The sequence below is a fragment of the Collinsella sp. HCP3S3_D1 genome (assembly GCF_052064015.1).
Taxonomy (GTDB): Bacteria; Actinomycetota; Coriobacteriia; order Coriobacteriales; family Coriobacteriaceae; genus Collinsella.
Genome location: NZ_JBQHWK010000027.1, coordinates 1 through 11,393 on the forward strand (window position 1 = coordinate 1; position 11,393 = coordinate 11,393).

12 protein-coding genes are annotated in these 11,393 nt (G+C 62.2%); 2 read left to right on the forward strand and 10 right to left on the reverse strand.

Annotation, left to right across the window (positions count from 1 at the left end; translation table 11 throughout):
• Positions 1-268: 268 nt before the first annotated feature.
• Positions 269-826: a hypothetical protein gene (locus ACTNDJ_RS08410; protein WP_441015350.1), complete on the forward strand. Its 558-nt coding sequence runs from the start codon at positions 269-271 to the stop codon at positions 824-826.
• A 147-nt stretch (positions 827-973) separates the two neighbouring features.
• Here the strand turns inward: ACTNDJ_RS08410 and ACTNDJ_RS08415 are convergent, their stop codons facing one another.
• The 8 genes from ACTNDJ_RS08415 to trxA form a co-directional block, all read right to left on the reverse strand.
• Positions 974-1,642, reverse strand: a complete 669-nt coding sequence (locus ACTNDJ_RS08415) for an HAD family hydrolase (RefSeq protein WP_229770728.1) — start codon at positions 1,640-1,642, stop codon at positions 974-976.
• A 124-nt stretch (positions 1,643-1,766) separates the two neighbouring features.
• On the reverse strand, positions 1,767-2,801 hold the full coding sequence (gene hypE / locus ACTNDJ_RS08420; RefSeq protein ID WP_441057303.1) for a hydrogenase expression/formation protein HypE: 1,035 nt from the start codon (positions 2,799-2,801) through the stop codon (positions 1,767-1,769).
• Positions 2,802-2,882: 81 nt separating this feature from the next.
• Positions 2,883-3,998, reverse strand: coding sequence for a hydrogenase formation protein HypD (gene hypD, locus ACTNDJ_RS08425; protein WP_441057305.1), 1,116 nt, complete (start codon positions 3,996-3,998; stop codon positions 2,883-2,885).
• Positions 3,998-4,258, reverse strand: coding sequence for a HypC/HybG/HupF family hydrogenase formation chaperone (locus ACTNDJ_RS08430; protein ID WP_154518167.1), 261 nt, complete (start codon positions 4,256-4,258; stop codon positions 3,998-4,000). The genes hypD and ACTNDJ_RS08430 overlap by 1 nt, the downstream gene beginning before the upstream one ends.
• A 134-nt stretch (positions 4,259-4,392) precedes the next feature.
• Positions 4,393-7,050, reverse strand: a complete 2,658-nt coding sequence (gene hypF / locus ACTNDJ_RS08435; RefSeq protein ID WP_441063868.1) for a carbamoyltransferase HypF — start codon at positions 7,048-7,050, stop codon at positions 4,393-4,395.
• 117 nt (positions 7,051-7,167) lie between these two features.
• Positions 7,168-7,674, reverse strand: coding sequence for a nickel-responsive transcriptional regulator NikR (gene nikR, locus ACTNDJ_RS08440; protein WP_427795236.1), 507 nt, complete (start codon positions 7,672-7,674; stop codon positions 7,168-7,170).
• A 1-nt stretch (position 7,675) separates the two neighbouring features.
• Positions 7,676-7,924 (reverse strand): hypothetical protein, encoded by a 249-nt coding sequence (locus ACTNDJ_RS08445; protein ID WP_006235225.1) that lies wholly within the window; start codon positions 7,922-7,924, stop codon positions 7,676-7,678.
• A 219-nt stretch (positions 7,925-8,143) separates the two neighbouring features.
• Positions 8,144-8,464: a thioredoxin gene (trxA, locus tag ACTNDJ_RS08450; RefSeq protein WP_154518161.1), complete on the reverse strand. Its 321-nt coding sequence runs from the start codon at positions 8,462-8,464 to the stop codon at positions 8,144-8,146.
• A 136-nt stretch (positions 8,465-8,600) separates the two neighbouring features.
• Here trxA and ACTNDJ_RS08455 point away from each other — a divergent pair, with 136 nt between their 5' ends.
• Positions 8,601-9,176, forward strand: a complete 576-nt coding sequence (locus tag ACTNDJ_RS08455) for a hypothetical protein (protein ID WP_154518158.1) — start codon at positions 8,601-8,603, stop codon at positions 9,174-9,176.
• A 60-nt stretch (positions 9,177-9,236) separates the two neighbouring features.
• Here the strand turns inward: ACTNDJ_RS08455 and ACTNDJ_RS08460 are convergent, their stop codons facing one another.
• On the reverse strand, positions 9,237-10,514 hold the full coding sequence (locus ACTNDJ_RS08460) for a sensor histidine kinase (RefSeq protein WP_441083548.1): 1,278 nt from the start codon (positions 10,512-10,514) through the stop codon (positions 9,237-9,239).
• A complete protein-coding gene (locus ACTNDJ_RS08465) occupies positions 10,514-11,236 on the reverse strand; it encodes a LytR/AlgR family response regulator transcription factor (protein WP_441063863.1) in 723 nt (240 codons plus the stop codon). The genes ACTNDJ_RS08460 and ACTNDJ_RS08465 overlap by 1 nt, the downstream gene beginning before the upstream one ends.
• Between the last annotated feature and the right edge of the window lie 157 nt (positions 11,237-11,393).

Below are 11,393 nucleotides of genomic sequence, written 5' to 3' on the forward strand. Positions count from 1 at the left end.
CGATACTCAAAGCCCATTGTGGCATCCCGAGCCCGCGAAAAGAAGCTGCGCCGCGGGGGAGGCGACCCAAATGGCTTTCTCATATCGTCTTAGTAGGCCGAGTAGGCGCATTTTATTGCAGGGGGCTTGCTTTATGGGCCATTCACTCGTCAAATTGAGCCGCCTACGCTTTTGCGACGTAGGGGGTTGAACGGAGCCGCTAATATGGACCTACTGTTACGACGTGCGCTGCGCGGGAAACGCAGCGCCGCTTGTTTGGAGGAATGTCATGAAAAAGAAGCTGCTGCTTGCGCCCCTGATGGCTGCCCTGGTCGCGTGCGTGGTTTTGCTTTCCGGCTGCGGAGGGCCTTCGGTGGAGGAGCTCATCACCGACGACCTTACGAGTCAGTTTGACGAGATCAAGAACGGCGGCGATGATTTCCTCTCCGGCCTGGAAGAGGCTTCGGGCGACGAGTTTGAGCAGCTGGGCATCGATCCCGAGGAGTATGCCAAGAGCTATCTCGAGGGTTTTGATTACAAGATCGGTGATGTGACGGTCGATGAGGACAAGGGCACCGCGACCGCCGAGGTCACCATCACCTGCAAGTCCATGAACAAGATCGTCGAAGATTTCGCCACCCAGTATCAGGAGAAGATCGCCGCACTCGATACGATGCCTTCCGAGGACGAGCTGTACAAGATGGCCGGCCAGGTGATGGTCGACGTGACCAAGGCCGCTAAGACCAAGGACACCAAGGTCACCTTTAAGTATTCCGCCAACGAGGATAACGAGTGGTCTGCCGACGATTCCGCAACCACCGAGATGATGAATGCGATGATGAACTAGTTCGTTGCGGCGTTTTACCAAACGCCGCAACTGCTCGACGCTGCGTGGGCACCAGAGCGACAACTTGTCATTCAAAGAGGACGGCATGACCAGAAGGTCTATGCCGTCCTCTTTTCATGCCAATTTGTTCGCTCTGGTGCCCGCTCGCTACTCGCCCAGCACCAGCGCCGCGAGCTCTGCCTGGCTGTCCACCACGTAGTCGGCGCCGGCGGCTTCCAGCTCTGCGCGGCCGCGGAAGCCCCAGCTGACGCCTGCGCTCTTAAGACCGGCGTTGTGGCCGGTCAGGATATCGACATTGGAATCGCCTACGTAGAGCGTGGTCGCCGGGTCGGCGCCCAGCTCTTCCATCACATGCAGCGTGACGGGTGCCTCGGGCTTAGGCGGAAACGCATCGACACGGCCCTGTACCAGCGCAAAGCGCTCGGAACCAAAATACTTCTCGATAAGCGGGGCCGCCGAGACGTGGTCCTTGTTAGTGAGCACGGCAAGCTGCACACCCGCGGCACGCAAGCGGTCGAGCATCTCGATCGTGCCGGCATAGGGGGCGGTGTGGTCCTCCTTGTGCTCGCCGTAATAAGCCCTAAACTCGGCAAGCGTCTGCTCAAACATACGGCCGTCGCCCGCGTACTCGGCGGGCATAAAGCGCTCAACCAGCTTGAGCATACCGTTTCCCACCTTGTAGCGGTACTCGTCAACGGCAAACGTGGGCCAGCCGTGCGCCTCGCAGGTATGGTTGCCGGCGGCTGCCAGGTCCTCGAGCGTGTTGAGGATGGTGCCGTCCAGATCAAAGATCACATGGGAAAAAGCTGCTGCCATGAAAGCTCCCGTCGTTGGGTTTCAAAACGCACCCCATAATACTGGGCTTACGCGTTGGGTGTGCTTGGAATCTGAACATCTCCAGGGATATCAGGTGACATCGCGCCACTCATGAGATTCCGCCCTAGCAAATTCTCGGCAGCTGCTCTCCCACGAGCATGTCGAGGATGCGGGTAGAGCCCCAGCCGGTGCGCACGCGCACGGCGGGACGGGAGCCCTCGGCAAGTGGCAGCACGCGACCGATGATGGCGGCATTCTCGCCGTAGCGGGCGACGCGCATGGCGGCTAGAGCCGCATCGCCTTGCTCGGCCGGCACCACGGCGACCATCTTGCCCTCGTTTGCTACCTGCAGCACATCGTAGCCGAGCATCTCACATGCCGCCTGCACGTCGGGGCGCACGGGCACGGCATCCTCGTCGATCTCCATGGCAACACCGCTGGCCTGGGCAAACTCGTTGAGTGTGGATGCCAGGCCGCCGCGCGTGGGGTCGCGAAAGCAACGCGTGCCGGGCGCTGCGGCCAAAACGTCGGCAATCAGGTGGTTGAGCGGCGCGGCATCGCTTTCGATCGTGCTCGAAAACGCCAGGCCCTCGCGCTGGCTCATGATGGCGATGCCGTGGTCGCCGAGTGTGCCCGACACCAGGATGACATCGCCAGGCTGGCAGTTTGCACCGCTGAGCGCCACATCCGCAGGCACTTCGCCCACGCCGGCGGTATTGATGTAGACGCCGTCGGCCCCGCCGCGCTCAACAACTTTGGTGTCGCCGGTGATGATCGCTACGCCCGCCTCGCGCGCCGTCTCGGCCATGGTCTGCACAATCTGGCGGAGCTTATCCATGGGATAGCCCTCTTCGAGGATAAAACCGCACGATAGGTAGCGCACGTTGGCGCCCGAGGTCGCGACATCGTTGACGGTTCCGCACACGGCGAGACGGCCGATGTTGCCACCGGGGAAGAACTGCGGCGAGACTACAAAGCTGTCGGTCGACATGGCGATGCGCCCGCTCGCGGGCAGCGCGGCGACGCCGGCGTCGTTGCCTTCGAGCAACTCGGGCGTCCCAAAGGCATCCAAAAAGACCTCATCGATGATGCGTTTCATCATCTGACCGCCGGAGCCATGGCCCAAAAGGATGGTGCTATCGGTGATGCTATGGGACATATCCAAAACTCCAATCGTGGGTGGAATTATATGGGTGAGGCGCAGCGTCGACCAGTCCGCCGCTCGTTAGAACGGCGGAACCTAATAGTCGCGGTAGCGGTAGTACGCCGCGCAGCTGCCTTCGGAGCTCACCATGCACGGGCCGACGGGGTGCTCGGGCGTGCAGGTGCGGCCAAAGAGCGGGCAGCCGCTCGGCGTAATGGCCCCGCGCAGCACGTCGCCGCAGCGGCACCCACGCGGCTCGACCGTCGCCTCAACGGGCACGTCAAAGCGGGTACGGGCATCAAAGCGCGAGAACTCAGGGCGGATGGAAAGGCCCGAGTTGGCAATCGGCCCCAGCCCGCGCCATGTGGTGTCGCATGGCTCAAACACCTGCTCGACCAGCTGTCGCGCCACGGGGTTGCCGTCTGCGTTGACGCCGCGACGGTAGGCGTTGTCGATCGCGGGCCTGCCCTCGACAGCCATCTGGACCAGCATGCAGATGCCTTGCAGGATATCGACCGGTTCAAATCCCGTGACCACGCCCGGGGTATCGAACTCGTCGACCAAAAAGCTAAAGGGCGCCAAGCCCGTGATAGTGGCGACGTGGCCCGGCAAGATAAAGCCGTCGATGGCGGTCTCGGGATCGTTGGCGATGGCGCGCAACGCCGGCGGCGTGGTCTTGTGGGCGCAATAGACCGAAAAGTTCAAAAGCCCGCGCGCCTCGGCCTCCAAGATGGCAGCGGCGATGGTGGGCGTCGTAGTCTCAAAGCCCACGCCCATAAAAATGACCGGGCGTTCGGGATTTTGCTCGGCAATGTCGAGCGCATCGAGCGGGGAGTAGACGATGCGGATATCGCGCCCTGCCGCCTTTTGCGCAGCGAGCGAGGTGGACGATCCGGGCACGCGCATCATGTCGCCAAAGGTGGTGATGATGGCGCCGTCTATGTTGGCGAGCGCGATCGCGTGGTCGATGTCACGGTTGGCGGTAACGCAGACGGGGCAGCCCGGGCCGCTTAGCAGCTTGAGCCCGGCCGGCATAATGGAGCGAAAGCCATAGCGGCCGATGCTCACGGTGTGCGTGCCGCAGACTTCCATAAGGTTGATGGTACGGTCGCCGACAAGACCGCGAATGCGTTCGATGAGCTCGCGAGCCAGCTTGGGGTCGCGAAATGCCGAAAAGTCGATACCGGAGCGCACCGGCTGTCCGGCCGCCACTAGTATGCCTCGGCCGGGTTGCTGGCCAGTTGGTCTTCTTCGGCCAGTTCGGTCATGGCGTTAACGAGCTCGAGTGTTTCTTGCGCTTCCTGCTCGTCGACGATTTGGATGCCAAAGCCGGCGTGCACGAGAATATAGTCGCCAACCTGCGCCGTCGGCACGAGTCGCAGCGACACGGGGCGCTCGATGCCCATCATGTCGACGGTAGCCTTGAGGCCATCGTCGCGTTTGACTACTTTACCGGGGACGGCAAGGCACATATTGTTCCCCTTTTATACGTTTTGCGCTGGATAGGCGCTCGATAATCCATCAGTTGATGGTAGCGCTCGCGGGGTTCGCGGGCAAACGCGTTACGCCTGTGAGACGGCTGGGCACAGCGGTGTGCGAGAGCGAGCTACTGCGATGCGATCTGCGCAAGACGAGCGCTTGCGACCGCCGCCTGACCGTAGGCGATGCAGCCGTCATTGACGGGCACGGTATGGGGGATAAGGACAGTAAGACCTGCGCTTTTGAGCTCGCGGGTGAGGAGCTGGAGCAGAAGTCGGTTCATGAACACGCCGCCCGAGAGCGCAACGGTATCGAGGCCTTCACGGGTGCAGATCTCGCTGGCGATGCGTGCCGAGGAGCGCGCGACGGCGACATGGAAGTCGAGTGCGAGCCTGTCGGCGGGCACACTGGCTCTGGTTCCCTCCAAAAGCGCCGCAAAAAGTGAGCTGGGGCCCAGGACGAGAGACCTGCTCGAGGTTGCTTGGACAGTTAGTTCAGATTTGTACTTTTTAGAGTGGTAATGGGTGGTATAAATCGTCTGCGAGGGCCCCGAATGGGTTGATTTGGGGTATCCGGCGGGCGTATTAACCGCAAATGAGGTGCCTGGAGAGCCCTCTTCGGGGTAATCTGAGCCAAAACCGTTGGTTAAAGGGTCTGTTTTTAATACAAATCTGAACAAACTGTCCAGTCGCAATGGGTCAGATGCGGAACAGCCGTCTTTATCGCCGGGAACATGGGTAATTTTGCTGCCGAGCGCGCGCCAGGCGGCGGCTTCGAGTTCGATGGCGGGCTCGCCTTCGTAGGTTGCCTGCCCGCAAATGCCCAAAACTGCAGCGGCGGCGTCAAAGAGACGCCCCATACTGCTCGTGCGTGGGCTGTTGATGTTCCGCTCGATCATCGTTGCCGTCACGCTGCGTGTTTGCTCGTCTAGGCCGTCCAAGAGCCGCTCGGCCCCCGGATGTTCAAGCAGGCCGAGCTCGCTGAGCAGGGCAAAGGCGTTGCGGCGGGCGTCGCGCACGGAGGCCGCCCTGCCGGGGAGCGTCCAGGTGCGCAAATGCGCGGCGCGCTCAAAGCCGCCAAGGCTGGCAACAAGAAACTCGCCGCCCCAAATGGTCCCATCGGTGCCGGCGCCGGTGCCGTCAAAGGCGATGCCAAGGACGCGCGCGTCGGTTGTAAGCTGGCCCGCGGCAATCGCCTCGGCCATTACGCTTGCGATGTGCGCATGATGGTGCTGCACCTCGACGAGCGGCAGATTGCATTTTCGCGCCTGCTCGCGCGCCCACTGGCTCGATAGATAGCTGGGGTGTAGATCGCAGACCAAGGCGGCGGGCGCCAAGTCAAAGAGATCTTCCAAGCGCGTGCGCGCGGCGTTCCAGGCATCGAAGGTCCCGCCGTTTTCAACATCGCCGATATGCTGCGACATAAAACAGGTTGCCTCGCCGTTCGTCCCTTCACGCGTGAGCGCAATCGTGGCCTTTTGTTGTGGCCCGCAGGCGAGCACGCAGGACGGAGCGCCGTCGAGCGCCGGCAACGGCAGCGGCTGGGGTGCATATCCGCGAGCGCGGCGAACGGGCATGGCGACCCCACCGACCACGCGCACCACGGAATCATCGTAGCGCGAGAGAATCGCACGGTCGTTGCCAAGCAGCGCGTCAGCGATGCCGGCGGCAACAAGGTGCTCCCATGCAAGGTTGTCATCGGTCTCGATAGGTTCCTCGCTCAGGTTTCCGCTGGTCATGACGAGCGCGTGCATACCGCGGGCTTCTGCCGCGGCAAGCAACAGATGCTGAAGCGGTGTATAGGGGAGCATAACGCCAAGCTCAGGAAGGTTGCGCGCGACGGACGGTGCGAGCGCGTTGGGGGAGCCGCCACTCTCGCAAACGGCACGTTGGCGCAGCAGCACGATGGGGCGAATGCTGCCGGCCAGCAGGCCGCGCTCAACGTCGTTTACATGGCACAGGCGTTCAGTATCGGCAAGGCCGCGCACCATAACGGCAAGCGGTTTGTTGCTGCGGCGTTTGCGGCGGCGAAGCTCGACCACCGCCTGCTCGTTGGAGGCGTCGCATGCCAAGTGGAATCCGCCCAGGCCCTTGATAGCAACAATACCGCCGCTGGCCAGCAGCTCGACGCAGCGGTCGATAATAGCGTCGCTGGTCTTGCGCGTGGTGCCGACGGTCAGCGACGCGGCGGCTTCGCCGGCCTCGCGCCACGTAATGTGCGGCCCGCAATCAAAGCAGGCATCGGGCTGCGCGTGAAACCGCCGGTCAAGCGGGTCGCCATACTCTGCGGCACAGGTGGGGCACATGGGAAAGCAATCCATCGAGGTGGCCGCTCGGTCATAGGGCAGCGACCGGATGATGGTAAAGCGCGGTCCGCAGTTGGTGCAGTTGATAAAGGGATAGTGAAAGCGTCGGTCGGCGGGGTCGAACAGCTCGTGCAGGCAGTCGTCGCACGTGGCGATGTCGGGCGAGACGAGCGTCGTGTGGGCGGTTTGATCCTGCGATGCCACAATGCGAAAGCCCCGCTCGTTGGCGGCGTCCCAGTCGCCGGGCGCTAGGTCCATAACCTCGACATGCTCCACACGAGCCGCCGCGGGCGCATGCTCGGAAAGCGCGGCGACAAATTCGTCGAGCGCCTCGCTTAGGGCGTGCGCCTCGATATGCACGCCATCGCCCGCGTTAAGCACCCAGCCGCAAATACCGTGCGCCATGGCCTCGCGATACACAAATGGCCGCATGCCAACGCCCTGCACAATGCCCGTTACATGGATATGCGCATGTCGCATGCGACCCTCCTTCATCGAGACCTGCCAAAAAGGGACAGGTTTATTTTGGTAGGTAAAACGTTAAACCTGCCAAAACAAACCTGTCCCTTCTTGGCAGGTGCGCCGCGCAAAGACCCGCTACAGCCCCAGGCTCTGCTCGGTGGCGGCGCAGGTGAGCTCGCCGTGTTTAACGCCGCGCAGGCCCAGCAGACGGTCAGCCAGCTCGTAGACACGCTCGCCGCGACCCTTGAGCGCCAGAATCTCCAAGCAGTTGTGGTGGTCCAGATGCACGTGCATGGTCGAGACAATCTCGTCGGTGTAGTCGTGCTGCACCTCGTCCAGACGGCGCGTCAGATCGCCGGTATGGTGGTCATAGATCATGGTGAGCGACCCGATGACCTGCTCGTCGGGCGTTCGCATCTGCTCCTTGGCAATGGAGGCGCGAATCAGGTCGCGCACGGCCTCGGAGCGGTTGGCAACGTCGCCGCGGCGCGCGATTTGCTCGTCAAAGCGGCGCAACAGGTCGTCGGGAGCGGTGACCGAAAAACGGACCAGCTCGGAGGCGGAGCCGCTGCAACGGCAGCCCACGTCGCCGGTCGGCCCGTGCGGATGCTCGTGCTCGCAGGCGTGCTCGTGCTCGGCCACGCTACACCAGCTTTACGGAGCCAACGGAGTTATGGTCGGCCTCGATGGCCTCCTCGTAGCCCTCGAGTGCGTCGTGCGCCTCGTGGAGTGCCGCCATGGCGGCCTCGAGCTTGGCGCCAATGCGCTCCATGTCAAAGTTCTCGGTCGCATGCAGCAGCTGATGGCTCCACTCGTGAGCGAGCTCGATCGTGTCGTCGACCTGCTTGACGCTCATGGCAAGCTGGCTCATGTTCATTCCGACGTCATGCATGGGAATCTCCTTTTGTACGGGTCTAATCAGTGGTTCAGATTCTACTACGCCCGCTTTACGCATCGCCGCATAAGAAAACGGGTGCGAGTCCGTCTGACCCGCACCCGTTCACTGGGGGCTGTTTGTGATTACCATACTATCCGTGGTCGCGGGCGCAACACCCGGCTCTCCGGCGAGCGGCACAAAACCACTCATGGACGGCAACACATGACCGGCGTATTACAGGTGCTTCTCAAGCAGCGCCTGCAGCCTGGCCTTGGGCAGCGCACCGACGGAGCGGTCGATTTCCTCGCCGTTCTTAAAGACAACCAGCGTGGGGATGCTCATAACGCCAAACTTCATGGCCAGGTCCTGATTGTCGTCGACGTTGCATTTGGCGACGGTAATCTTGCCGGCCAGCTCGTCGGCCACTTCGTCAACAATGGGCGAGAGCGAACGGCAGGGACCGCACCACGGTGCCCAAAAATCAACCAGCACGGGAAGACTGCCGTTAACGACGGAATCGAAATTCTCGGGGGTAATCTGCTTAATGTCAGCCATGGTGACCTCCATAGTGCGACGCGGCTCGGCCGCGTAAAACTCAGTACGACCGTGCTTATACCCAACGGCCCTCAATGCAACCACTCGCGGGCGGCTCTTTTATATAATGGTGGGCATACAAACGATTGGAGAGCGCATGCCCACGTCACAAAGCCAGAAAAAAGAAGCCATCGCCCAGGCGACCGAGCAGGAGCTCGCATCGCTCGCGGGCCGCGGCGTGCGTATCGCGGGCAACGCGTGCTCGCCAATTGTGCTGGTAAAAGGTGATTTAGACGATGCCGAGCGTGCAGGTGGCGAGTTGGCTGCCGGTCCAGACGGCGCCGCGTTGCGTAAGGCGCTCGGCGCCATCGGTTACGCGCCCGAGGATTTCTGCGTGTTGGCAAGTGTTGCCGGCGCGGGCGACGGGGCGGTTGCGATAGGCGAGGACCTGCCGTGCGAGCTGTTCCGCGAGGCGCTCGAGGCCTTGGATCCCGAGGCGGTCCTGCTGCTGGACGATCGCGCGGCCGATACCATGCGCGAGACCTACGCAGACATGCTCGTGGCGATCGACGACTTTGATACCGCCATGCTCAAGCCCGGCTTGGTCGCCCACGTGCAGGGTCGTCGCGTACTCGCGCTCGACGGCTTTGAGGCCGCGCTGACCGACAAGGCCGCCAAGCAGCGCATGTGGGCCTACATCAAGCAGCTGACCCCGGCCGCCGCGCCGCTGTAGCGGACTGGCGCCGGCAAGGCGGTCCTGATGGGTCGAGCGCGGCGCCGACTTGTCGCGCCCTTACATCACTGCGCGAAACTCAAACCGATCGCCGTGAATGCGAAACTGGCAGTTGCCGTTCATGCGCTCGACGGCAAGCTTAATGCTCCTGGTTCCAAAGCCGTGTCCGGTGTGCTCGGCCACGGGCATGCCGTCGACCATGCGCGGCGGGCGCCCAAACGTGTTGGAGACCAAAAGTAGCAGTTGTCCGTCCTCGCAACGCAGGTCCAGATCGACAAATCGCTTGCCCTGGGGAGCGGCGCTTGCGGCGACGATGGCGTTGTCCAGGGCGTTTGAGAGTACGCTAAACAGATCGACGTCGGCTACATGGACGCTCTCGGGCACGGCGGCGCGCAAATCGGCGCTGATGCCGTTTCGGTTGATATCGGAGCTAAATGACGAAAGCACGATATTGACCGTGTCGTTGGCGCAGTAGCGGCGCACAGCGGTGCGGTCGTTTGTCTCGCAGAGCTCGTCGATGCGTTCGAGCGCCTCGTCGATGCGGCCCTCCTCGATCAAAGCCGCAAGGCCGCGCAGGAAGTGTCGCATGTCGTGGCGGAGAACCGAAAGCTCACGTCCAGATTGGCGCCAGGCCTCGAGCTCCTTGATGGCTGCGCTGTCGCGGGTCGCGAGCATCCAGCGCTCGCGCTCGGCGATTTCCTTTGCCTCGTATTCGCGCAGATACACAGTAAGAAACATGAGGTAGAACGCGCAAAGCGCAAACGCCAAAAACTCAACCGTCACCACGGAGCCCGAGTGGAAGAGCGTGGTGTAGACGTTGGTGGCGTAGTCAAAGATGTAATAGACGAGCGGCAGGATGAGCAGAATCTCGAGCTCGGTGGGGGTTTTAACCGCCAGGCGCGGACCGATGTCGCTGGCCCAATGCAGCAGGATTGCAAAGACGACGGCCGTGGTGATAATGCGTGCCGCGTAGTACGCGATTTGCGAGTCGGTGGCGGCGAGCGCGGCGATGCCCATCCAGTTGCTGAACTGGCAGCTCAGATAAGCACTGGTGACGCCCAGCATAACGAGCAGCGGGCTCAGGCGATAGCGCGCGCACAGGTAGATGACGAGCGGCAGATGCACGACGAGCGGATATACCTGACGGGCGAAAAGCTCGCCGCCGACGGCATTGGCGAGGCCGAATGCGCATCCGGTTACGGCGCCGACCATCACCAGCTCAAGCGCATGACGCCGGTTGATCTCGATACCGCAGAGCGCCGCCGAGGCAAAAACGCCAAAAAGCAGGGTCGTTGCGTGGTGGATTGCCCAAAGTGCCATCTCGGCCGCGGGGAGCATTAGCGCCTCCCGCTCTCGAACCGTGCCGCAAAGTAGGCATCCTGGAAACCCTGCTTGCAACTGCGCGCCAGCGGGATGCAAGCGCCCGAGCGCATGACGATATCCGTGCGGTTGAAGTGGTCGATATTGCGCAGGTTGACCTGGTAGCTACGGTGACATTTAAAGAAGTTCGCGTTTTTGGCCAGCTGGTCCTCGATGTTGCGGAACGGCTCGAGCGCCTCGATATCGCGCCCGTCGCGCAGGTGGAATACCACGTGCTTGTTGCGGGCCTCGGCGTATTCGATATCGGACAGGCGCAGAGCATGGTATCCAAAGGACGTTTTGGTCACGAGCTCATCGGTCGCGTCAGGTCGCATGCTCGAAAGCTCGTCGAGCAGTTGCGCCAGGCGTTCGTACGCTACAGGCTTGAGTAGGTAGTCGAAGGCGCGGACCTCATAGGACTCCAGCGCGAACTCGGGCGATGAGGTGAGGAACACCAGACGCACGGCTGTATCGGATTGGCGCAACTCCCGCGCGGTGTCCATGCCGTTGACGAGCGGCATGATCATGTCGAGCAGAATGATGTCGGCGCGCGATGCGGCATGGCGGGCCAGCAGGTCCTCGCCGCGCGTGACGAGTGCAACGTCGACCGCCGTGCCCGTCTCGGTCGACCAGCGGTCGATCATCCGGTGCAGTCTATCTAGAAAAGCGACGTCGTCGTCGCAGGCGATGATCTTGAGCATTCGGGCCCCCTTAGTAGTTCGATTTTGCCACATTGGGTGCGCGCCGCCCGCGGAGGAACACCCCGTTTGCGCCCCACGGTGCGCAACTCGCGCTGAGCGGCAGGGCGTCAGTTTTGACGGCCGCACAATACTCCATGGATACACATGTCAATCGATG

Excerpts from the sequence above, each read along its gene's own strand:
- hypE (WP_441057303.1), bottom strand. The coding sequence starts at position 2,801 with ATGTCCCATAGCATCACCGATAGCACCATCCTTTTGGGCCATGGCTCC.
- ACTNDJ_RS08460 (WP_441083548.1), bottom strand. The coding sequence starts at position 10,514 with ATGCTCCCCGCGGCCGAGATGGCACTTTGGGCAATCCACCACGCAACG.
- ACTNDJ_RS08410 (WP_441015350.1), top strand. The coding sequence starts at position 269 with ATGAAAAAGAAGCTGCTGCTTGCGCCCCTGATGGCTGCCCTGGTCGCG.
- trxA (WP_154518161.1), bottom strand. The coding sequence starts at position 8,464 with ATGGCTGACATTAAGCAGATTACCCCCGAGAATTTCGATTCCGTCGTT.
- ACTNDJ_RS08415 (WP_229770728.1), bottom strand. The coding sequence starts at position 1,642 with ATGGCAGCAGCTTTTTCCCATGTGATCTTTGATCTGGACGGCACCATC.
- ACTNDJ_RS08430 (WP_154518167.1), bottom strand. The coding sequence starts at position 4,258 with ATGTGCCTTGCCGTCCCCGGTAAAGTAGTCAAACGCGACGATGGCCTC.
- ACTNDJ_RS08445 (WP_006235225.1), bottom strand. The coding sequence starts at position 7,924 with ATGCATGACGTCGGAATGAACATGAGCCAGCTTGCCATGAGCGTCAAG.
- hypF (WP_441063868.1), bottom strand. The coding sequence starts at position 7,050 with ATGCGACATGCGCATATCCATGTAACGGGCATTGTGCAGGGCGTTGGC.
- ACTNDJ_RS08465 (WP_441063863.1), bottom strand. The coding sequence starts at position 11,236 with ATGCTCAAGATCATCGCCTGCGACGACGACGTCGCTTTTCTAGATAGA.
- ACTNDJ_RS08455 (WP_154518158.1), top strand. The coding sequence starts at position 8,601 with ATGCCCACGTCACAAAGCCAGAAAAAAGAAGCCATCGCCCAGGCGACC.